Source organism: Kitasatospora sp. NBC_01539, assembly GCF_045040525.1.
In the GTDB taxonomy this organism is placed as follows: domain Bacteria; phylum Actinomycetota; class Actinomycetes; order Streptomycetales; family Streptomycetaceae; genus Kitasatospora.
The window spans coordinates 5509886-5531980 of record NZ_CP109390.1; the positions used below are offsets into that span (position 1 = coordinate 5509886).

The 22095-nt window shown below is 73.4% G+C and carries 18 protein-coding genes and 1 tRNA gene; 12 read left to right on the forward strand and 7 right to left on the reverse strand.

Going from position 1 to position 22095, the window contains the following annotated elements; translation table 11 throughout:
- Positions 1 to 40: 40 nt before the first annotated feature.
- Together OG335_RS23925 and OG335_RS23930 are read right to left on the reverse strand one after the other, a co-directional pair.
- Positions 41 to 124, reverse strand: a tRNA-Leu gene (locus tag OG335_RS23925).
- A 66-nt stretch (positions 125 to 190) separates the two neighbouring features.
- Positions 191 to 844 (reverse strand): HNH endonuclease signature motif containing protein, encoded by a 654-nt coding sequence (locus OG335_RS23930; protein ID WP_405013170.1) that lies wholly within the window; start codon positions 842 to 844, stop codon positions 191 to 193.
- A gap of 354 nt (positions 845 to 1198) precedes the next feature.
- Between OG335_RS23930 and OG335_RS23935 the strand changes: the two genes are divergently transcribed.
- On the forward strand, positions 1199 to 3580 hold the full coding sequence (locus tag OG335_RS23935; RefSeq protein ID WP_405015502.1) for a chitinase C-terminal domain-containing protein: 2382 nt from the start codon (positions 1199 to 1201) through the stop codon (positions 3578 to 3580).
- Between the two features lie 94 nt (positions 3581 to 3674).
- Here the strand turns inward: OG335_RS23935 and OG335_RS23940 are convergent, their stop codons facing one another.
- Both OG335_RS23940 and bcp read right to left on the reverse strand, forming a co-directional pair.
- The gene (locus tag OG335_RS23940; protein ID WP_405013171.1) at positions 3675 to 4364 is read right to left on the reverse strand and encodes a hypothetical protein; all 690 of its coding nucleotides are present in this window, start codon (positions 4362 to 4364) and stop codon (positions 3675 to 3677) included.
- A 222-nt stretch (positions 4365 to 4586) separates the two neighbouring features.
- Positions 4587 to 5060, reverse strand: coding sequence for a thioredoxin-dependent thiol peroxidase (bcp, locus tag OG335_RS23945; RefSeq protein WP_405013172.1), 474 nt, complete (start codon positions 5058 to 5060; stop codon positions 4587 to 4589).
- Between the two features lie 142 nt (positions 5061 to 5202).
- On the opposite strand from bcp, the gene OG335_RS23950 reads away from it, so the two are divergent.
- Positions 5203 to 5544 carry a DUF3618 domain-containing protein gene (locus OG335_RS23950; protein ID WP_405013173.1) on the forward strand — a complete coding sequence of 114 codons (342 nt, stop codon included), beginning with the start codon at positions 5203 to 5205 and terminating at the stop codon, positions 5542 to 5544.
- 191 nt (positions 5545 to 5735) lie between these two features.
- Positions 5736 to 6038: a GroES family chaperonin gene (locus OG335_RS23955; protein WP_405015503.1), complete on the forward strand. Its 303-nt coding sequence runs from the start codon at positions 5736 to 5738 to the stop codon at positions 6036 to 6038.
- A 160-nt stretch (positions 6039 to 6198) separates the two neighbouring features.
- On the opposite strand, the gene OG335_RS23960 is transcribed toward OG335_RS23955, so the two are convergent.
- Positions 6199 to 8604: a transglycosylase domain-containing protein gene (locus OG335_RS23960; protein ID WP_405013174.1), complete on the reverse strand. Its 2406-nt coding sequence runs from the start codon at positions 8602 to 8604 to the stop codon at positions 6199 to 6201.
- A 286-nt stretch (positions 8605 to 8890) separates the two neighbouring features.
- On the opposite strand from OG335_RS23960, the gene OG335_RS23965 reads away from it, so the two are divergent.
- The 8 genes from OG335_RS23965 (at position 8891) to mycP (ending at position 18463) form a co-directional block, all read left to right on the forward strand.
- Complete coding sequence (locus OG335_RS23965; RefSeq protein ID WP_405015504.1) at positions 8891 to 9736, forward strand: ABC transporter permease; 846 nt, start codon at positions 8891 to 8893, stop codon at positions 9734 to 9736.
- A complete protein-coding gene (locus OG335_RS23970) occupies positions 9729 to 10631 on the forward strand; it encodes an ABC transporter permease (RefSeq protein WP_405013175.1) in 903 nt (300 codons plus the stop codon). Before OG335_RS23965 ends, OG335_RS23970 begins: the two co-directional genes overlap by 8 nt.
- A gap of 126 nt (positions 10632 to 10757) precedes the next feature.
- Complete coding sequence (locus OG335_RS23975; protein ID WP_405013176.1) at positions 10758 to 11717, forward strand: ATP-binding cassette domain-containing protein; 960 nt, start codon at positions 10758 to 10760, stop codon at positions 11715 to 11717.
- A gap of 146 nt (positions 11718 to 11863) precedes the next feature.
- Positions 11864 to 13177 carry a DUF445 domain-containing protein gene (locus OG335_RS23980; protein ID WP_405013177.1) on the forward strand — a complete coding sequence of 438 codons (1314 nt, stop codon included), beginning with the start codon at positions 11864 to 11866 and terminating at the stop codon, positions 13175 to 13177.
- Positions 13178 to 13307: 130 nt separating this feature from the next.
- Complete coding sequence (locus OG335_RS23985) at positions 13308 to 14306, forward strand: adenosine deaminase (protein ID WP_405015505.1); 999 nt, start codon at positions 13308 to 13310, stop codon at positions 14304 to 14306.
- Positions 14307 to 14669: 363 nt separating this feature from the next.
- Positions 14670 to 15245, forward strand: coding sequence for a hypothetical protein (locus OG335_RS23990; protein WP_405013178.1), 576 nt, complete (start codon positions 14670 to 14672; stop codon positions 15243 to 15245).
- Positions 15246 to 15279: 34 nt separating this feature from the next.
- Positions 15280 to 16875: a WXG100 family type VII secretion target gene (locus OG335_RS23995; protein ID WP_405013179.1), complete on the forward strand. Its 1596-nt coding sequence runs from the start codon at positions 15280 to 15282 to the stop codon at positions 16873 to 16875.
- 169 nt (positions 16876 to 17044) lie between these two features.
- Complete coding sequence (gene mycP, locus OG335_RS24000; RefSeq protein WP_405015506.1) at positions 17045 to 18463, forward strand: type VII secretion-associated serine protease mycosin; 1419 nt, start codon at positions 17045 to 17047, stop codon at positions 18461 to 18463.
- Positions 18464 to 18542: 79 nt separating this feature from the next.
- Here the strand turns inward: mycP and OG335_RS24005 are convergent, their stop codons facing one another.
- A complete protein-coding gene (locus OG335_RS24005) occupies positions 18543 to 19613 on the reverse strand; it encodes a Gfo/Idh/MocA family oxidoreductase (protein ID WP_405013180.1) in 1071 nt (356 codons plus the stop codon).
- Positions 19614 to 19652: 39 nt separating this feature from the next.
- Positions 19653 to 20678 carry a lytic polysaccharide monooxygenase gene (locus OG335_RS24010; RefSeq protein ID WP_405013181.1) on the reverse strand — a complete coding sequence of 342 codons (1026 nt, stop codon included), beginning with the start codon at positions 20676 to 20678 and terminating at the stop codon, positions 19653 to 19655.
- A gap of 356 nt (positions 20679 to 21034) precedes the next feature.
- On the opposite strand from OG335_RS24010, the gene OG335_RS24015 reads away from it, so the two are divergent.
- Positions 21035 to 21814 carry an HAD-IIA family hydrolase gene (locus OG335_RS24015; RefSeq protein ID WP_405013182.1) on the forward strand — a complete coding sequence of 260 codons (780 nt, stop codon included), beginning with the start codon at positions 21035 to 21037 and terminating at the stop codon, positions 21812 to 21814.
- Positions 21815 to 22095 lie beyond the last annotated feature (281 nt).

Sequence of the window (22095 nt, forward strand, 5' to 3'; positions counted from 1 at the left end):
TCGGCGATCTTCGCCAGCGGGCCTTCGATTCTTAGGCTAGTGCGGCCGAAGGGATTCGAACCCTCACGGAGTTTCCTCCACTGGCACCTAAAACCAGCGCGGCTGCCCGTTACGCCACGGCCGCATGGCCACAGTCTAGGGGTACCCGCACGGGTGGTGGCAGTGTCGGTGCCGGGAGGCGCCGAGGCACTCAGTCCGTCCGGCGCGGGACCCTGTTCTTGTTCCGCCCGCAGTAGGTGTCCGTGACCGCGTGGCAGTTGGGGCAGAGCAGGCGGACGTTGCCGGGCCGGTTGTCCGACCAGTCGCCGTTGACGTGGTCGACCTCCAGCGCCAGGGGCCGGCCCTGCCAGACCGGGCCGGTGCCGCAGTCGGCGCACTCGTCCGGGTGGCCGAGTTCCAGCAGCGCCTGGCGGATCCTCTGGCCTGGCAGTCGCTTGGCGTCGGCCGGTCGACGGGTGAGCACCTGGCCGGGAGTCAGTCGTCGGATGCTCCGCTTTCCGCGGTTGTGAGCCTGTCCCACGAAGTGGGAGGTGTCGATCCCGAAAGCCTTGATGCGCCGCCCGATGTGAGCCTGGGTGCCACCGGCCGGACGCTGTTCGAGGTAGCGGACGACCCCGGCCACGGTGTCGCAGGCGGCCACGGCCTCTTCCAGTACCTCGCGCGTGTAGATCGTGCCCCGAGTGCGGAAGTGCGAGATGTCGATCGCGAGTTCCTTGATCCTGCGCCTGAGGTACTTGCGGTTGTACTGCTCCGGCTCCTTCCCGAACGTGCGCAGCATCTCGTCGAGCGACGAACTCCCGGCCGCCGTCTCGGCGAGGAGTTCGCGGGTGTATCTGACCTGCATGTGCTTCCCCCTGTGGGTCCCTGTGGGCAGTGCCCGTCCCCCTGTGGGGAGAACGAGTGTGCGGGTGGGGGGTCACGGGGGCGGTGGCAGGTTATTGGTACAGACCTATTGACCGAAGTGGTTCAGACCACATACCTTCGGGCCCAATCTGCGGTACGACGGCCGGGCGGTTGACGGGGCGTCGGCCGCGGTGCGTCCTACCCTCCCCCACTTGCACGTCCGCGCCCCAACCGGACGTGCCGACACTCTCTCCTGGAGGACCGAGTGTTGAACCGAAACCTGACGGTGCAGCGTCCCACCGCAGCAGGCCGTCGCGAGGGCTCCGGCCGCCGGACGGCGTTCGTCGCCTCGGCCGTGGCCGGCCTCGCGGGTCTGCTCGTGGCGACGCTCGGTGCGTCGCCCTCGCAGGCGGCCGTCGACAACCAGTCGTGTCGTCCCGACGGCATGTACAGCACGCCCGGCGTGAACGTCCCCTACTGCGACGTCTACGACACCGCGGGCCGCGAGAAGATGGGCGCGGACCACCAGCGCCGCATCATCGGCTACTTCACCGGTTGGCGCACCGGGCAGGACGGCACGCCGGCCTACCTGGTGAACAACATCCCGTGGGACAAGGTGACCCACCTCAACTACGCGTTCGCGCACGTCGGCAGCGACAACAAGGTGTCGGTCGGCACGGACTCCGCGACCAACGCGGCGACCGGGATGACCTTCCCCGGCGTGGCCGGTGCCGAGATGGACCCGAGCCTCCCGTACAAGGGCCACTTCAACCTGCTGACGAAGTTCAAGAAGCAGTACCCGAACGTCAAGACCCTCGTCTCGGTCGGCGGCTGGGCGGAGACCGGCGGCTACTTCGGCGACGACGGCAAGCGCGTCGGCTCCGGCGGCTTCTACTCGATGACGGTCAACGCGGACGGCTCGGTCAACCAGGCCGGCATCGACACCTTCGCGGACTCCGCGGTCGACTTCGTCAAGAAGTACGGCTTCAACGGCGTCGACATCGACTACGAGTACCCGACGTCGATGAAGGACGCGGGCAACCCGCTCGACGCCACGATCTCCAACGCCAAGCGCGGTTCGCTGGTCAAGGGCTACGCGGCGCTGATGAAGACGCTGCGCGAGAAGCTGGACCGCGCGGGCGCGACGGACAGCAAGTACTACATGCTGTCGGTCGCGGCGCCGTCCTCCGGCTACCTGCTGCGCGGCATGGAGACGTTCCAGGTGGCGCAGTACCTGGACTACGTCAACATCATGTCGTACGACCTGCACGGCGCCTGGAACAAGTACGTGGGCCCGAACGCCGCGCTGTACGACGACGGCAAGGACGGCGAGCTCGCCGCAGCCAACGTGTACGGCACCTCGCAGTACGGCGGCATCGGCTACCTGAACACCGACTGGGCGTACCACTACTTCCGCGGTGCGATGACGGCCGGCCGGGTCAACATCGGCCTGCCCTACTACACGCGCGGGTTCAAGAACGTCACGGGCGGCACCAACGGCCTGTGGGGCACGGCGTCGACGAGCACCTGCCCGGCGGGCGCGGGGCTGACGTCCTGCGGTGACGGCGCGGTCGGCATCGACAACCTGTGGCACGACCTGGACGACAACGGCAAGGAGGCCCCGGCGGGCTCCAACCCGATGTGGCACGCCAAGAACCTGGAGAAGGGCGTCGTCCCGGACTACCTCTCCAGGTACGGCCTGACCGACACCGCGCTGCAGGGCACCTACACCCGCAACTACAGCTCCTCGCTGGTGGCGCCGTGGCTGTGGAACGACGCCAAGAAGGTGTTCCTCTCCACCGAGGACGAGCAGTCGGTGGCCGCGAAGGCCGACTACGTGGTCGACCAGGGTGCCGGCGGCACGATGATCTGGGAGCTCGCGGGCGACTACAGGTGGGACGCCACCGCGAACGGCGGCAAGGGCGAGTACGTGCAGGGCTCGACCCTGACCTCGCTGATGTACGACAAGTTCAAGGCGGCGTCGGCGTACGGTGCGACCCGGTCGACGATCGCGCTGCCGCAGCAGACCCTGCCGATCGACGTGTCGTTCACCAACTTCGCGCTGGGCGACTCGAACTACCCGATCAACCCGAAGATCCACATCGTCAACAACTCGACGCTGACCCTGCCGGGCGGCACGGAGTTCCAGTTCGACTACGCGAACTCGGCCCCGGGCAACGCCAAGGACCAGTCGGGCTTCGGCCTGAGCGTGATCCGGCAGGACCACACCGCGGCGAACAACGTGGGCGGCCTGAAGGGCGTGTACAACCGCGTCTCGGTGAAGCTGCCGAGCTGGCAGTCGCTGGCGCCGGGTGCGTCGGTCGACATGGACTTCGTCTACTACCTGCCGGTCTCGACCCCGGCGAACTGGACGGTCAGCGTCAGCGGCACGCTGTACGGCCTGGCGGGCGACTTCACCCGCGGTGCGACCGGCTCCACGGCCTCGCCGAGTGCCTCGGCCTCCGCCTCGCAGTCGGCCTCGCCGAGCGCGAGCGCCTCGGCCAGCGCCAGCGCGTCCGCGTCGCCGAGCGCCTCGGCCAGTGCCTCCCCGAGCACCTCGGCGAGCCCGACCGGCGGCACCTGCACGCCGCCGAGCTGGAACGCGGCGACGGTCTACGCCACGACCACCACGGTCTCGTGGAAGGGCCGCAAATACAGCAACAAGTGGTGGACCCAGGGCGAGGACCCCTCGACCACCGGTCAGTGGGGTGTCTGGAACGACCTCGGTCCGTGCTGACTGACCTGAGGTGACGGACGGCGGTGGCGGTCGACCCGGTCGGGGGGTCGGCCGCCACCGCTGCCGTGTGCGGGGTGACCCGCCCCGCGGCGGCTCACTGCTCCAGGTCGGCCCGCATGGCGGCGAAGAGCTTCGCGGCCACCGCCGGGGTGGCGGCCGGGACGAGCGCGACGCCCGCGGTCGAGGAGTCGGCCCAGCCGCAGATCGCGTCCGCCCCCAGGGAGAGGCACTCCAGGCTGCCGCCCAGGGCCCCCGCGGCGTACGGGTTCGCGGTGGTGGGCTGACCGGTGGAGCCGTTGCCCTCGGCGTACTCGATGAGGCCGCGCCACAGGTGCTCGCGTCGCTTGCTGGTGTCCTCGGGCACGTTGTCGACGCCGACGAAGAGGATGCGGCGGCCGCCGGTCTGGCCCGCCCGCTGGTAGTTCTCGACGACGAGGTTCATGCCGTCGCGCATCTCGCCCGGGTCGACGGGCACGTCGGTGATCGCGCCGTCGCCGGTCGCCAGGGTCAGCCCGCCGGCGGTCTTCGCGGAGACGACGGTGTGCTTGCCGCCCGCCTTGGCCGTCGGGCTCGCCTTGGGCGTGGCAGGTCTGCTCGCGGCGGCGGTGGTCGGGGCGGCGGGCGCGGAGGCTGCGGGCGCCGAGGCTGCCGCCGGGGTGCCGGAACCGGCGGGCGGGAGCGCGTCGGGCTCGCCGTCCGGGTCGCACGCGGTCAGGGTGAGGGCGGCGGCGAGGGCGCCGGCGGCGAGGAGGGCGCGGGCGGTGCGGGATCCGGTGCTCGGCACGGTGTCTCCAGGGTTGTGGTGGGGCGCGGGCTGCTGGACCCGGTGACCGGAGACGCTAGCGGCCGGTGGAGTCGCGCGGTGGGGCCTTGTCCATCCCCGGACCCCATCGGAACGAGACGGTGACACGGTGACAGCCCGGGCCCGGCGCGGGGCTCCCCGGCCGGAACGCACCGCGGCGGGCACCGGGAGCGATCCCGGTGCCCGCCGCGGGCCGACGGAGGGTCAGGCGCCGATCTTCAGGTCGCGGAGCAGCTTCGCGACGTGGCCGGTGGCCTTGACGTTGTAGAGGGCGTGCTCGACCCGGCCCTCCTCGTCGACGACGACGGTGGAGCGGATCACGCCGACCACGGTCTTGCCGTAGAGCTTCTTCTCGCCGTAGGCGCCGTACGCCTCCAGGACGGACCTGTCCTCGTCGGCGAGCAGCGTGACCTTGAGGTTCTCGGTGTCGCGGAACTTCCCGAGCTTCTCCGGCTTGTCGGGCGAGATGCCGAGGACGTCGTAGCCGGCGCCGGCGAAGACCTCCAGGTTGTCCGTGAAGTCGCAGGCCTGTGTGGTGCAGCCGGGGGTGAGGGCGGCGGGGTAGAAGTAGACGATCACCTTGCGGCCGAGGTGGTCGGCGAGGGACACCTGGTTGCCGTCGGCATCGGGCAGGGTGAAGGCGGGGGCGGCGTCGCCGGCCTTGAGGCGCTCTCTCACGGTGGATCTCTCCTCGTGCTGGACGGGTGGTCGTACCCCGGTCAACCTACCCCTGTTGGTGGGTGGCGCTGCGCGAGGCGCCGGGCGAGCTGACAGACTGGACCCGTCGTACGGACAAGCATCGGTGATTGGGGTGGCACGAGTGGCCCAGGCGAGCACGAAGGACGGGGCGCCGCGGACGACGGCCCAGATCGAGGCGGACATCGCGCAGGCCCGCGAGCGGCTCGCGTCCACGCTGGACGAGCTGGCGATGCGGGTGCACCCGGCGACGGTCGTCGCGCAGACGAAGGCGCGGGTGCTCGGCGCCGTGGAGCAGAAGGCCGGCCGCGCGTACGTGGCGGCCAGCGGTGCGCTGGAGCAGGCGAAGGCCGGGTTCGTGGACGCCAAGGGCCGACCGCGTCCGGACCGCGTGGTGCCGGCGGTGCTGGTCGGTACGGGTGTGCTGCTGCTGGTCGCCGCCGCTCGCCGGCGCCGCCGGGGCTGACCGGCCTGGAGGACGGACGGAGGGTCGGGGCGCGCGGGGCGCGCACCGGCCCTTCCGCATGCCGGGCAGGGTGCGGGGCGACGTGCGCCGGGCGGGCGGGTACGGTCGGGGGCGTGAGCAAGAACGACGAGCACGGCGCGCAGCAGGACGAGACCCGGCACGACCGGCTGGGGGAGAAGCTGCCGATCAGGATGTTGCACGACCGGGTGCTGGTGCGCACGGAGGCGGGGGAGGGGGAGCGCCGGTCGACGGGCGGCATCCTCATCCCGGCGACGGCGGAGCTGTCGCGGCGCTGCGCCTGGGCGGAGGCGGTGGCGGTCGGCCAGAGCGTGCGGGCGGTGGAGCCGGGTGACCGGGTGCTCTACGACCCGGAGGACAAGCTGGAGGTGGAGGTCCGCGGGGCGACGTACGTGCTGCTGCGGGAGCGTGACCTGCACGCGGTGGCCGCGGAGCGGCTGAGCGGTGTGGAGGGTTCGACGGGCCTGTACCTGTGACGGCCCGCCGTCCTGACGGGCCGTGGACCTGACCGTCGGTGTTCTCGGCGGCACGTGCCGGTCCGTGCCGGTTCGTGTCGGTCCGTGTCGTCGTCGGGGGGCGGACGGCCGACTGCGGCGGCCCGCGGGTGCGGGTCGCCGCAGCGGTCCGTGACGGCGGTCAGGGCCGGCCGGGGGTGGGCCGGGGGGCCGGGGGCCGGACGGGTGCGGGTGGTGCGGCCGCGGCGGGCCGGGTGGCGACGGGGGGCCGGGGTGCGACCGGGCGCTTGATCGCCGGCGCGGTGGTCTTGGCCTTGGGCTTCGGCTTCGGCTTGGGCTTCGGCTTGGCGGGCTTGGGGGCCTTGGGGGCCTGGCTGACGGGCGTGGGCGGTTCGGTGTTGCCGGGGCCGGGCTGGAGGTCGAACTGGCCGACGGGGGTGCCGTTGAGGGCGCTGCCCATGTAGGCGGTCCAGATGCGGGCGGGGAAGGTGCCGCCGTTGATGCGTTCGTACCCGGCGGTGCCGGCCAGTGACTCCTTGGCGTGCGTCTTGACGTCCTCGCGGAACAGGCCGACGACGGAGGCGAGTTCGGGGGTGTATCCGGCGAACCAGGCGGAGCGGTTGTCGTCGGTGGTGCCGGTCTTGCCGGCGGCGGGGCGGCCGAGCGCCTGGGCGGTGGAGCCGGTGCCGTCGGGGCCCACGGTGTCCCGCAGCACGTCGGTGACGGCGTCGGCGCTGGCGCGGGTGACGGCGACGGTGGGTTCGTGCCCGGGCAGCGGGGGTGCCTCGCGGGTGCCGGGACGGGAGAGGGCGCTGACGGCCCAGGGGCGGATGGCCTGGCCGTGGTTGGCGAGGGCCGCGTAGACGGCGGCGAGGTCGAGGGCGCTGGGGGTGGCGGTGCCGAGGGTCATGGAGCTGTGGTCGGGGTTCATGCCCTGGAGGCTGTCGGGGAGGCCGAGCCGGATGGCGGTGCGGCGGACGTTGTCGAGTCCGGCGTCGATGCCGAGCTGGGCGTAGACGGAGTTGACGGACCGCATCATGGCGCGCCGCAGGGTGATGGGGCCGTGGTTCTCGTTGTCCTCGTTGGGCGGGGAGTACGGGCTGGGGCCGCCGACGACGGTGCGGCCGCTGGTGCCGTCGTAGAGGGTCTGGGTGGTGATGGGGTGGCCGTCCTGGGTGGTGCGGTCGCCTTCGAGCGCGGCGGCGAGGTCGACGGGCTTGAAGGTGGAGCCGACCTGGTTGTCCTGCCGGAGGGCGTCGTTGTAGGGCTGGACGGCGTAGTCGGGACCGCCGTACGCGGCGACGATGCGGCCGGTGGCGGGTTCGACGGAGGCGCCGGCGACGCGGACGTCGGTGTCGGTGCGGGGCCGGGCGGCGGGGTCGAGCTCGGCGGTGAGTTCGTGCTTGACCGCGTCGACGAAGGCGTCCTGGCGGGGCTTGTCGAAGGTGGTGGTGATGCGCCAGCCGCCGGCCTTGAGGGTGGCGGTGTCGAGGACGCCGGTCTGGGTGAGGTAGTCGTCGGCGATGTCGACGAGGTAGCCGGACTGTCCTTCGAGCCCTTGGGCGGCCTGGGGTTCGAGGGTGTCGGGGAAGGTGAGTCCGGCGCGGGTGCCGGGGTCGAGGAAGCCGAGGGTCACCATGCCGTCGAGGACGTAGTTCCAGCGGGCGACGGCCTTCTCGCGGTTGGCGGGGCTGGCGGTCTTCACGTCGTAGGCGCTGGGGGCCTGGAGGAGGGTGGCGAGGTAGGCGCCCTGGGCGAGGGTGAGGTGGGCGGCGTCGGTGCCGAAGTAGGCGCGGGCGGCGGTCTGGATGCCGTAGGCGTTGCGGCCGAAGTAGCTGGTGTTGAGGTAGCCCGCGAGGATGGTGTCCTTGGTGGAGCGGCGGTCGACCTTGAGGGAGATGAACAGCTCCCGGGCCTTGCGGGTGAGGGTCTGGTCCTGCGTCAGGTAGTAGTTCTTGACGTACTGCTGGGTGATGGTGGAGCCGCCCTGGAAGGCGCGGCCGGGGGCGCCGAGGTGGCTGACGTTCTGCCAGGCGGCGCGGACCATGCCTTTGAGGTCGACGCCCTGGTTGCGGTAGAAGGTGCGGTCCTCGGCGGAGACGACGGCGTTGCGGGTGTCGAGGGGGATCTCGGAGAGCGGGACGTCCTCGCGGTTGACGGCGCCGGTGCGGGCGATCTCGGTGGTGCCGTCGGCGTAGTAGTAGACGTTGCTCTGCGCGAGGGCGTGCGCGTTGGGGTCGGGCACGGGGACGGCGGCGTAGAGCGCACCGAAGGTCGCGCAGGCGAGGAGTACACCGCCGGCGAGGGTGCCCAGCAGCATGCGCCAGGTGGGGACGGCGCGGCGCCAGCGGGGGAGGGCGCGGCGGCGGACGCGGCGGGCCTCGCGTCGTCGTCGGCGGTCGTGGCCGGGGGCGCGGCGATGGCGGCGCCGGGGGCCGGGAGCGCCGGGGAGGGGTGGTTCCCCGGTGCGGCCGGGTGCGGCGTGCGGGCGGCGCTGGGCGGGCGGGTCGGTGCGCGTGGCGGTGTCCGGCCCGGGGCGGTGGTTCCGGTCGCCCGTGGGGTGGTTGGCTCGCTGCGCTCTGGTCATAGGGCGATTATGGGCGATTTGACCCGTAATCAGGTGTTTCTGCGGGTCGGCCCGGGCGTGCCGGAAATCGGCTGCGACGGCCGGGCGGCGGCGCTACGGTGAAAGGTGACAACCGCACAGCACCGCAGCACCGCCCGGCTCCGCCCGCCGCCCCGCACCCCCGGGGGTGCGCCGGTCGGGGCGGTTCCGGGCTGCCCGCGCGGGGGTGCGCGGGCCGCCGGGCCGTACCGGGCGCGTGCTGTCCGCCACCGTCCACCGATGTCCGCCGAAAAGTCGACAAGGAGACATTCGAGTGCCAGATCCGCAGCTCGGGCCGCCCCGGTCCGGCGCCCTCGCGGTCCACCGGGCCGTCGCCGCCGGCGCCTTCCGGCGCTACGCCACCTACCGCGCCGCCACCGCCGCGGGCGCCTTCACCAACACCGTCTTCGGCTTCATCCTCGCCTACACCTTCCTCGCGCTCTGGCACGCCAGGCCCGGCCTCGGCGGCTACGACACCACCCAGGCCGTCACCTACATCTGGATCAGCCAGGCCCTGCTGGTCACCGTCGCCGTCTGGGGCGGCGGCTTCCAGGACGACGTGCAGGAGCGCTTCCGCAGCGGCGACATCGCCGTCGACCTCTACCGGCCCGTCGACTTCCAGGCCTGGTGGCTCGCCACCGACCTCGGCCGGGCCGCCTTCCACCTGCTCACCCGCGGCGCCGTGCCCACCCTCGCCGGCGTGCTGGTCTTCCACATCCGGCTGCCCCGCTCGCCGCTGGTCTGGGCGGCCTTCCTGCTGTCCGTGCTGCTCGCGGTCGTCGTCAGCTTCGGGCTGCGCTTCCTCGTCTCGCTCACCGGCTTCTGGCTGCACGACTCCGAGGGCATCCGGGCCGTCACCCTCGCCGTCGCGATGTTCTTCTCCGGCATGCTGCTGCCCATCACGCTCTTCCCGGGCTTCCTGGGGCGCCTCGCCGCCGTGCTGCCCTGGGCCGCCCTGATCCAGATCCCGACCGACGTCCTCCTCGAACGCCGCACCGGGACCGCCCTCGCCACCGGCCTCGCCTTCCAGCTCGTCTGGGCGGCCGGGCTGTTCGCCGCCGGACGGGCGACGCTCGCGCTCGCCGTCCGCAAGGTGGTGGTGCAGGGTGGCTGAGACCCCGACCGCCCGCCCCGGCGGCCCCCAGGTCCTCGACGGTTCCGACGGTCCCGACGGCACGGTGCACCGCACGGGTCTCGCGGCCCGCGCCCGCTGGGCCGTCCGCGCCTGGTGGCTGATGGCCGGCATGTGGACGCGATCCCTGATGTCCTACCGCACCTCGTTCACCCTCATGATGATCGCCAACATCGCCGTCACCTCCCTCGACTTCGTCGTCGTCGTGCTGATGTTCCGCCACACCGACACCCTCGGCGGCTGGACCCTCCCCGAACTCGGCTTCCTCTACGGCACCTCCTCCCTCGCCCTCGGCACCGCCGACCTCTTCGTCGGCTCCGCCGACCTGCTCGGCGACCGCGTCCGCACCGGCACCCTCGACACCATGCTGGTGCGGCCCGCCCCCGTGCTCGCCCAGCTCTGCGCCGAACGCTTCTCGCTGCGCCGTCTCGGTCGCCCGGCGCAGGCCACGGCCGTCCTCGCCTGGTCGATCGGCGCACTGCCCGTGCACTGGACCGCCGACCGCGTGCTGCTCGTCCCCGTCCTGCTGCTCTCCGGCAGCGTCATCTTCGCGAGCGTCTTCATCGGCGGCGCCGCCCTGCAGTTCTGGTGGGGCGAGGCCAAGGAGTTCCAGAACTCCTTCACCTACGGCGGCGCCACCCTCCTGCAGTACCCGCCGACGATCTTCGCCAGGGAACTCGTCGCCGGCGCCGTCTTCGGCATCCCGCTCGCCTTCGTCAACTGGCTGCCCGCCCTGCACATCCTCGGCCGCCCCGACCCGCTCGGCCTGCCCACCGCCTTCCAGTACGCCTCCCCGCTCGCCGCGGTGCTCTGCGTGCTCGCCGCCGCCGTCGTCTGGCGGGCCGGCCTGCGCGCGTACCAGGGCACCGGCAGCTGACCCCGCCCCGGCGGCCGGCCTCCGACCGCCGACCCGCGCCGACCCGCGCCGGGCAGCCCCCCCGGCAGCCCCGCCGCCGCGGCCGAGCCCGGCCGCCGCATCCGGCCACGACCAAGGAGCACCCGCATGGCCCTCATCGAACTCGACGACGTCCGCCGCACCTTCACGATCCGCACCCGCGCCGGCCGGCTGCGCCGCGAGCGCCGCGAGGTGCACGCCGTCGACGGCCTGAGCTTCACCGTCGGCGCCGGCGAGTGCGTCGGCTACATCGGCCCCAACGGAGCCGGCAAGTCCACCACCATCAAGATGCTCACCGGCATCCTCGTCCCCACCTCCGGACGGCTCCGCGTCGCCGGTGTCGAACCCGCCCGCGACCGCACCGCCCTCGCCCGGCGGATCGGCGTCGTCTTCGGCCAGCGCACCACCCTCTGGTGGGACCTGCCGCTGCGCGACTCCTACGAGCTCGCGCGGCGCATCTACCGCATCCCCGACGCCCGCTACCGCGCCAACCTCGACCGCTGCGTCGAACTCCTCGACCTCGGCAGGCTGCTCGACACGCCCGTACGGCAGCTCTCCCTCGGCCAGCGGATGCGCGGCGACCTCGCCGCGGCCCTGCTCCACGACCCCGGCGTCCTCTACCTCGACGAACCCACCATCGGCCTCGACGTCGTCAGCAAGGCCAAGGTGCGGGCGTTCCTGCGCGAGGTCAACCGCACCCGGGGCACCACCGTGCTCCTCACCACCCACGACCTCGTCGACATCGAACAGCTCTGCGACCGCGTCATGGTCATCGACCACGGCCGGCTCGTCCACGACGGCGACCTCGCCGGTCTCCACGCCGCCGGGGAGAGCGAACGCACCCTCGTCGTCGACCTCGCCGAGTCCCGCCCGCCGATCGACGTGCCCGGCGCCCGCGTCGTCCGGACGGACGGCCCCCGCCAGTGGCTCGCCTTCCCCGCCCGCGAGAGCGCCGCGCCGATCGTCGCCGCCGTCGCCGCCCGCTACCCCCTCGTCGACCTGTCGGTCCGTGAACCCGCCATCGAGGACGTCATCGCACGGATGTACGCGGGCGTCGCCATCGGCTGACCGTCCCGCCGCGGCCCCGACACCCGCCCGGGCCGCGCCGCACCCCCGCCCGGGCCGTGCCGCACCCCCCGCCCGGCCGGGGCGGGTACCCGGGCCGGGCCGCCCGGCCCGTTGACGCGATACCGGCCCCGCACCCGGGGCAGACTGTGCGGGTGAGCGTCGAACAGAGCACCGGGACGGCCCCCCGACCCGCCGGCGGGGTCAGGTTCACCGAGGCCGATGAGCGCAAGCGCCGCGGCGTCCGGCGGATGAAGACCATCGCGACCGGCCTGCTGGCCGCCGCCACCGCCGTCTTCGCCCTCGCCACCTGGGCGGACGCCGCCGGCGCCGGTGCCTGGGCGGGCTACGTCGCCGCGGCGGCGGAGGCGGGCATGGTCGGCGCCCTCGCCGACTGGTTCGCCGTCACCGCGCTCTTCCGGCACCCCCTCGGCCTGCCGATCCCGCACACCGCGATCATCCCCACCAAGAAGGACGCCTTCGGCCAGTCGCTCGGCGACTTCGTCGGCGACAACTTCCTCTCCCCGACCGTCGTCCGCGCCCGCCTGGAGGCGATCGGCATCGCCCGCCGCCTCGGCGAGTGGCTCTCCGCCCCCGGCAGCGCCGAACGCGTCACCCGCGAGGCGTCGGCCGCCCTGCGCGGCGTCATCGCCGTGCTCCGCGACGAGGACGTGCAGGCCGTCGTCGCCGAGGCCGTCACCCGGCGCGCCGCCGCCACCCCCGTCGCCGAACCCGCCGGCCGGCTCCTCTCCAAGGTCGTCGCCGACGGCGGCCACCACGGCGTCGTCGACCTGATCGCCGTCCGCGTCCACCACTGGCTCACCGAGCACCACGAGGACGTCGTGCAGCGGATCACCAGCAAGACGCCCGGCTGGACACCGCGCTTCATCGACCACCAGGTCGGCGAACGCGTCCACAAGGAACTCATGCGGTTCGTCACCGACATCCGCGACGACCCGCACCACGCCGCGCGCGGCGCCATCGACAACTTCCTCGCCGACTTCGCCACCGAGCTCCAGCACGACCCCGACACCATCGCCCGCGTCGAGCACGCCAAGGCCGACCTGCTGGCCCGGCCCGAGGTGCAGGACCTCATCGCCTCCTCCTGGGACGCCGTCCGCACCCTCGTCCTCGACGCCGCCGAGGACGAGGACAGCGAGCTGCGCCGCCGCCTCCGCGACGGCCTGCGCTCCTTCGGCGAGCGCCTCGCCACCGACGGCCGGCTCCAGGCCAAGGCCGACGGCTGGCTCCAGGACGCCGCCGAGTACGTCGTCGGCACGTACCGCGAGGAGATCACCGCCCTGATCTCCGACACCGTCGCCGGCTGGGACGCCGACGAGGCCTCCCGCAAGATCGAGGCCAACGTCGGGCGCGACCTCCAGTTCATCCGCATCAACGGCACGGTCGTCGGCGCCGCCGCCGGACTCGTCATCCACAGCGTGGCCGTCGCACTCGGGGGCTGACATTACGATCGGGGACGCGGCCCGGTCCCGTCCCGGAGGACGGCGACCTGCCGCGATCCGCGCGAGTCGACCGAGAAGGAGCAGCACCGTGGCCGAAGGCACCAACGGCATCGAGGCGTTCATCGCCGGCATGCCCAAGGCGGAACTGCACGTGCACCACGTCGGCTCCGCGTCGCCGCGCGTCGTGGCCGAGCTCGCCGCCCGCCACGAGGGCCGCAGCAAGGTGCCCGTCGACCCGGTGGCGCTCGCCGAGTACTTCACCTTCACCGACTTCGCGCACTTCATCGAGGTGTACCTGAGCGTCGTCGACCTCGTCCGCGACGCCGAGGACGTCAGGGCGCTGACGTACGGCGTCGCCGAGGACATGGCCCGCCAGCAGATCCGGTACGCCGAGCTCACCGTCACCCCGTACTCGTCGGTGAGGCGGGGCATCCCCGACACGGCGTTCATGGAGGCCATCGAGGACGCGCGGATCTCCGCCGAGAAGGACCTCGGCATCGTGCTGCGCTGGTGCTTCGACATCCCCGGCGAGGCCGGCCTCGACGCCGCCGAGGAGACCGCCCGCCTCGCCCTCGACCTGGCCCCCGAAGGCCTGGTCAGCTTCGGCCTCGGCGGCCCGGAGATCGGCGTGCCGCGCCCGCAGTTCAAGCCGTACTTCGACCGGGCGCGGGCGGCCGGCCTCCACAGCGTGCCGCACGCCGGCGAGACCACCGGCCCGCAGACCGTGTGGGACGCGATCCGCGACCTCGGCGCCGAGCGGATCGGGCACGGCACGCAGTCCGTCCACGACCCGGCCCTCGTCGACCACCTCGGTGAGCACCGCATCCCGCTGGAGGTCTGCCCGACGTCCAACATCGCGACCCGGGCGGTCGCGCGCATGGAGGAGCACCCGATCCGGCAGATGGTCGACGCCGGCCTGCTCGTCACCGTCAACAGCGACGACCCGCCGATGTTCGGCACCGACCTCAACACCGAGTACGCCGTCGCGGCCCGCCTGCTCGACCTGGACGAGGCGGGCGTGGCGGCGCTCGCCCGGAACGCCGTCGAGGCCTCCTTCCTGGACACGGCGGGCAAGAAGCGGATCGGCGGCGAGATCGACGCCTACCTGGACGCCTGGTCGCGCCGCTAGGGCGTGTCTGACCATGCGCGGCGGATCGGCGCGCGGCGTCGGGAATGGTTCAGACACGTCCTAGGACCGGGCCGCCGCCGCGGCCGGTTCCGGCCCCGGCCGTGGCAGCGGGGAACAACCGCCCCGGGGAAGGGTGTTGTGGCGGAGAGGTGACGGGTACGTACCGATAGCGGCTTCACCGCACAGGGCCCCTGACGGCGCGTCGGGGGCGGCCGCTATGTTAAGGGTGGCGGCGGATGCCGCCCGTCGGTGCGTGAGCGTCCGATCCGAACGGTTAGAGCACCCGGCAGGGGAGCTCAGGAGAAGTGGTGGTACGGCGGGCCGCGGCGGGGCCAGGCCGTGCACGGGGGAGGTGGAACGGCGATGAGCGATGGCGGGACGTCCGGGATCTTCTACAACGTCGTCTCGACGGTGACGGCTGCGCAGACGGCGGCCATGGTCGCGCAGTCGCAGACCCTGGCCGGACAGGTCGGGGCCAGGGCGGTCAAGGTCGAGGTCGAGAACCTGCAGACCTTCAAGAGCAAGGTCGACGCGATCCTGAGCGACCTCGACGGCTCGCCCGCGAGTCACGGCGAGGTCTCCCAGCAGCAGCTGCAGGCCTGGCAGCTCGGCCAGAACTTCGGCCAGGCCGGCGACCTGATGTCGGCGTACACCACGGTGCACGCCAACCTGGAGCAGCTGTCGAGGACGCTCTCCCTCCAGATCGAGGCGATGAGCGCCAGCATCGACATGGCGGCCAAGGGCTACGACAACGCCGACGAGGAACAGCGCCAGAAGTTCCACTCGATCCTCAACCAGGCCGGCGCGCAGTCGCAGCTGCCGCCCGCCGGATCGTCCGCCGCCTACCGCGCGGCGGGCAGCGGCACGTACGCCCAGCCGGAGACCTACACACAGCCGGCCGCACAGCCCACGACCGGTACGCAGCAGGGGGCCTACTGATGACTGCTCCGACAGCGGAGAGGGGGAGCGAGGCATGACCGAGAAGCGATTCGTCCGTCGCCTCTACCAAGACGGCGACTTCGGCGCCAACACCCACGAGGATCTCGTGGCGATGGTCGACGGCGCCGACCCGGTGGCCGTCATGCAGATCGGTCAGCGCCTGCTGCTGGCCGCCCAGAAGATGGACGAGGTCAGCAACGAGCTGCACGCCCACATGGGCGGGCTCGACTGGCAGGGCGACGCGGCCGACAGCTTCAAGAACTGGGGCGGCAACGTCTCCAAGTCGACCATGGAACTCGCCTCGTACTCCCGGACCGCCGGCACCTACATGGCGACCGCCGGCGAGACGCTCAGCGAGGTCAAGTCGGGCATGCCCGGCGTGCCGACCGACGACATGGAGATCGTCCGCCGGTACGAGGCCCAGCCCAACACCGCCGTCACCGTGGGCGGTTTCATCGCCGGTGGCATGGCGCTGCCCGGCATCGGCACCGTGGTGGGCGGCTGGGCGGCCGGCAAGGTCGCCGACATGGTCGACTCCGACTGGGTGACCCCGGAGGAGGCGAACGCCGCGCAGACCCGCATCAACCAGGCCCACGCGGACGCCACCCAGCAGATGGCGAAGCTGGGGCAGTCGTACGACCAGTCCATCTCGCGGCTCAGCCAGGCGCAGCCCCCGATCTTCCCGCCGCCTCCCGGCGCGGACATCAGCCGCGGTGGCAGCGAGAACGTATCGGTCGGCGGTGGCTCGACCGGCGGTGGCACCGGTGGCTCGTTCAGCCCGGCGCAGATGCCGTCGTGGTCGCCCCCGAGCGGCTCGCAGCAGGTGCCGACGGGCTCGACGCACCCGACGCCCGTCACCCCGGGCCAGGTCACGCCCCTGCCGAACGTCGGCGTGAACATCCCGAGCACGGGGATCGACCACGTGCCGGCGTCGCCCACCCTGCCGAGCCCGTCCGGTCCGGGCCTTCCCGGCGGTGGCGTCGGTGGCGGCGGCCTCGGAACGGGCGGTGGCCTCGGCGGTGGTGGTGGTGGCGTCGGCGGTCTGCCCGGCGGCACGATCCCCGGTGGGCTCGGCGGCGGTCTGGGGGGCGGTCGGGGTGGAGCGGGCGGCCTCGGTGGCGGCCGCGGGGCCGGCAGCACGACCGGCGCCGGTGGCGCCGGCCGGGCGGGCGGCTCGGTCACCGGCGCCGGTGGCGCGGGTGCGGGTGCGCGGGCCGGTGGCACTGCGGGTGCCGCGGGCGCCGCGGGTGGAGCCCAGGCGGGTCGGTCCGGAGCCCCCGGCATGGGCGGCATGCCGCACGCCGGCGGCGCGGGCGGTGCCGGCGCCAAGGGGGGCGCGGGCGGTGCACGCGGCGGTGCCGGAGGCCTGGTCGGGCGCTCCGGTGGTGCGGTCGGCGGTCGCCGCGGGCCCTCCGCGGGTGGCGAGTTCACCCAGGGCGGCACCGGCCTGCGCGGCAGGGCGGAGCGCGGGACGGACGGGCGGGCCGGTCATGGCGGCATGGGCGCCGGCCACGGCGGTGCTGCCGGGCGGAAGGACAAGAACCGCGGTAACCGTCCCGACTACCTGACCGAGGACGAGGACACCTGGACGTCCGGTGGGGGCCCGGTCAATCCGGGCGTGATTGAGTAGCCATCAGCCTGCCTGCCCGGTCACGGGGTCGTGGACCCGGTGACCGGGCAGGTCTGTGTGGCAGGCCGGAACGGCTCTGGACGATGGATCGAAGGAGAGTGTGATGCGGCGAACGGGCAGGGGAGTGCGGGGGCGGCGGTTCGCCGCGTTGTCGGCGGTGGCCGCCGTGATGGTCGGGGTGGCCGCTGGTCCCGCCGCCGGAGCGGACTCGATCCGGGAGCAGCAGTGGCACCTGGACGCCATGAAGGCCCCGGAGATGTGGCGGACCAGCACCGGCACCGGAGTCACCGTCGCGGTGATCGACACCGGCGTGAAGGGTGATGCGCCTGACCTTCAGGGCCAGCTGGTGTCCGGCAAGGACTTCAGCGGGTTGCCGGGAGGGGTCACCACCGATCCGAACGGGCACGGCACCTCGATGGCGGCGAACATCGTCGGCAGCGGCAAGGGCCTGAACGGCAAGGGCGCGTACGGTCTGGCGCCCGGCGCGAAGGTCCTCCCGATCAAGGTCAACAGCAAGATCGGCGGCACGGACGGAACCGCCGCCGGTGCGCTGCAGCAGCTGGCCGACGGCATCGTCTACGGGTCCGACCACGGCGCCAAGATCATCAGCATCTCGCAGGGCATCGCCGCCGGCTACCTGAAGCCGGCGGACCTGGAGAAGCTGCGCGCGGCGGTCGACCACGCCACTGCGAAGGGCAGCCTGATCTTCGCCGCCGCGGGCAACAGCGGCAGCGGGAGCAACGTCGTCGAGTACCCCGCCGGCATGCCCGGGGTGGTCGGAGTGGCGGCGACCGACAGGAACGGCAAGTCGACCTCGGAGTCCGAGCACGGTCCGCAGGTGACCCTGTCCGCTCCCGGCTCCGACATCTACACCGCCTGCACCGGGCCGTCGGGGTACTGCAAGAGCCACGGAACGTCCGACGCGACCGCGCTGGCCTCCGCGTCGGCCGCGCTCGTCTGGTCCGTGCACCCGGAGTGGACCAACAACCAGGTCCTCCGGGTCCTCATCAACACCGCGGGCAAGGCCGCCGGTGAGACGGGCCGCAGCGACTACGTCGGCTACGGCGCCGTCCGTCCGCGGATCGCGCTGACCACGCCGGGCGACCCGGGTCCTGCGGACCAGAGCCCCCTCGCGGGTGCGTCCGCCCCCGCGCCGTCCGGTGAGGCGACGGCCGAGCCCGGCGGTGCGGCGAGTGCGCCGGCCTCGGCGCCCGCGCAGACGCCGTCCTCTCCGGCGGCCCCGGCGCCGTCCGACTCGGGGAGCCTGCCGCTGATCCTCGGCGCCGCGGGCGTCGTCGTGGTGCTGGTGGTGATCGTGATCGTGGTCGTCTCCCGGCGCAACCGCTCCGTGGCGGGGCCCGGACCGGTGCCGCCCGCGCCGTACGGCCAGCAGCCGCCGCAGCCCCAGCCCTCGTACCCGGCCGCCGGGTTCCCGGCGCAGCCGCCGGCTCCGGGTCCGTACGGGCAGCAGCCGCAGGCGCCGTACGGCCAGCCGCAGCCCTACGGGCAGCAGCCGCCCGCGCCGGGCGGTTTCCCGCCCGGGCAGGGCACGCCGCCGCCGTCCGGCGGGAACCCGTACGGCCGCTGAACGACCTGGATGACCCGTCGGGGCCGACCGCGCACTCGCGGTCGGCCCCGACGGCGTTCCCGGGCCCGGGTGGGCTGCGTCAGCCGAGCCGGACGGTGCTACCGGTGGCGGCGGAGCCGCGGGCGGCTTCGAGGACGGCGAGAGTGGCGACCGCGTCGCGCGGGTCGACGGGCGGCGGGGCGCCGGTGGCCAGTGAGGCGGCGACGCCGGCGTAGTAGGCCGGGTAGTCGCCGGGGTCGGTGGGGGTGCGGACCGCGCCGTCGTCGGTGCCGAGGGTGCCGTAGGAGGCCGGGTCGTCGGCTCCCCAGGGGCGCCCGTCGCCGGGGTGGCGTCCGGCCCTGAGGTCGTCCTCCTGCGGGTCCATGCCGAACTTCACGTAGCCGGCGGTGTCGCCGAGCACGCGCAGCCGGGGGCCGCCGAGCGGGGTGAGGGCGCTCGTCCACAGGTGCGAGCGGACTCCGGAGGCGTGCGTCAGGGCGACGAAGGCGTCGTCGTCGACGACCGCGCCGTCGCGCAGCGTCTCGATCTCCGCGTACACGCTCTCGACCGGGCCGAACAGGGTGATCGCCTGGTCGACGAGGTGACTGCCGAGGTCGTACAGGGTGCCGCCGACCTCGGCCGGGTCGGCGAGCTCGCGCCAGCCGGGCTTCGGCTTGGGACGGAAGCGTTCGAACCGCGACTCGAAGCGGTGCACCCGGCCGAGCACGCCCTGCTCCAGGAGGCGGCGTGCGGTCAGGAAGTCGCCGTCCCAGCGGCGGTTCTGGAAGACCGACAGCATCACGCCGGCCTGCTCGGCGAGGTCGCACAGCGCGGCGGCCTCGGCGGCGGTGCCGGCGAGCGGCTTGTCCACGACCACGGGGATGCCGGCGGCGACGGCGGCCCCGGCGATCGGCACGTGGGTGCGGTTGGGGGAGGCGACGACCACCAGGTCGAGCTCGTCGCCGCGGGCGAGGAGCTGTTCGGGGGTGTCGACGGGCTGCGCGTCCGGGTGCGCCCGGCGCAGCCGGTCGCGGCGGTCGGGGTTGGCGGTGACCACCGCGGCCAGCCGCAGTCCGGGGGTGGCGGCGATCAGCGGGGCGTGGAAGGCGGAGCCGGCCAGGCCGTAGCCGATCAGACCGACGCGGAAGGGGGGTCGGGGCACGCTGCTCATGTCCCTACTCAACCACGGCCGCGTCGGCCCGCCCGGCTGTCAGCGGGCGTGCGCGCCGCGGCGGTGACGGCGGCGCAGGACGGCCATCGCGGTGCCGGACAGGAGGAAGGCCGCGCCGACGGCGGCGATCAGGCCGGTCGACCGGCCGGTGCCGGTGCGGGCCAGCTGCTGCCCGGTGGCGGGGGCCGTGGCGGGCGTGGCGGGCGTGGTGGGGGTGACGGGCGCGGTCGTCGGTGCGGCGGCGGACGGTGTCGCGGGTGCGGCGGGTGCGGCGGGTGCGGCGGCGGGGACGGCCCTGGGGCCGGTCGGCGTCGAGGTCGGCGTCCCCGGCGTGGGAGCGGCCGAGTGCACGTGTTGCGTCCCGCTGCCGGCCGACGGCACGGGGGCGGTGCCCGTGACGGTGCCCGTGCCGTCGAACACCACGTCGGAGCAGGAGTAGAACGCCTCCGGACTGTCCGAGCGCTGCCAGATCGCGTAGATCAGCTGGCGGCCCTTCAGTCCGGACGGAACGGTGCCGGGCAGCACGTACTGGCCGTCCACCAACTGCGGGTCGGTGACGGTCAGGAACGGCGTGGACTGCAGGTTGGACCAACGCAGCGGCAGCGCCGGGTCGTACGTCGTGTTGGTGACGTACAGCCGGAACGTGCCGCGGTGCGGGGCGGTGGCGCGGAACCGGAAAGTGAAGGCGGCGCCGGCGGTCAGGCTGGTCGCGGGCCAGTCGGCGCGGGCGAGGTCCAGGCCGACGAACTCGGCGTTGTCGGCGCTGCAGAGCCGCCCGTCCGGGATGATCTCGCGGTGGCGGCCGCCGGCGTCGCCGATCCGGACACCGTTCCAGTCGTACATGGCCTGGGTGCCGCCGAGCGCGATCGCCGCCGCGCAGGCCGCCGACCTCGGGCTCTCCGGGCCCTCCAGGTAGCAGCCGGAGACCCGGCTCAACGGGTTCTGCATGGAGCCGTGGGCGGCGGCGGTCCCGGTGCCCAGCGTGCCGGACAGGGCGATCCCCGCGAGGGCGCCGGCCAGCACGGTGACCCGGCGTCGGCGGGAGGCGGACGGGCGAGCGGACATGGGGGAGCTCCTCGGGGGAGGGAGTGAGGGTGGGGGCGCTGCGTCATGCACGCTAGCCAGTGCGGACCTGTGGATTGACGGACGCCCAGCGCCGTTATGGGCCGCTTAAGGACGCCTTGAGGCAGCGGACCGCCCGGCAGACGGCCCCCGCGCGCCCGCCCGGGCCGGACCACACCACGGGCCCCCGAAGTCCGCAGGGCGGGACGTCCTCCCGTCGGCCAGGTGTGCGGATTAGGCTGGGCCCCGTTGGGGCAGCCGGCAGGACCCCCACACGTCGCGGTACGGCCCGCTGCGGGTCACCGGGCGGAGGGGTGCAGTTCAGAACGACCACCCGCACGATCTCGGGAGACACGCACGTGGCAGACCGCAAGCCCATCGAGTCCTGGCTGACCGACATGGACGGCGTCCTCATCCATGAGGGCACCCCGATCCCCGGGGCGGAGGAGTTCCTCCGCCGCCTGAGGGAGTCCGGCAAGCCGTTCCTGGTGCTCACCAACAACTCCATCTACACCCCGCGCGACCTCAGCGCCCGCCTCGCCGGCATGGGCCTGGAGGTGCCGGAGGAGTGCATCTGGACCTCCGCCCTGGCGACGGCGAACTTCCTCAAGAGCCAGCGCCCCGGCGGCACCGCGTACGTCATCGGCGAGGCCGGCCTGACGACCGCGCTCTACCAGGCCGGCTACGTGCTCACCGACAAGGACCCGGACTACGTGGTGCTGGGCGAGACCCGCACCTACAGCTTCGAGGCCCTCACCAAGGCGATTCGCCTGATCAACGGCGGTGCCCGCTTCATCTGCACCAACCCCGACGAGACCGGGCCGTCCACCGAGGGCGTGCTCCCGGCCACCGGCTCGGTCGCCGCCCTGATCACCAAGGCGACCGGCGTCGAGCCGTACTTCGTCGGCAAGCCCAACCCGCTGATGATGCGCGAGGCCCTCAACACGGCGGGCGCGCACTCGGAGTCCGCGGCGATGATCGGCGACCGCATGGACACCGACGTGGTGTCCGGCATGGAGGCCGGCATGGAGACCATCCTGGTGCTCACCGGCCTCACGGCCCCGGCCGACGTCGAGCGGTTCCCCTACCGGCCGACCCGCGTCGTGAAGTCGATCGCCGACCTGATCGACGAGATCTGACCGTCAGGAACCTCCGCAGCGCCCCTGCCGACGGGCTTCCGGCGGCAGGGGCGCTGCGTTTGCCAGAGGCGCCACGGGCACCTTCTCGAGGCCGGGCCGCCCGGGCTCCTCGGGCCCCCGTCCGGCGTCACCGCGTACCCCCCGCTGCGCACCCCACGCTGCGCAGCCCCGGGGCCGCGGGGCCGGCCCGGCGGCGGAGCCGGCCGGTGGGCGCGGGGTGTCGGTCCGGGTGTGTAGCGTTCAGGTTGTAGAAGTCGTACGTCGGAAGCGGCTGTTGCGGG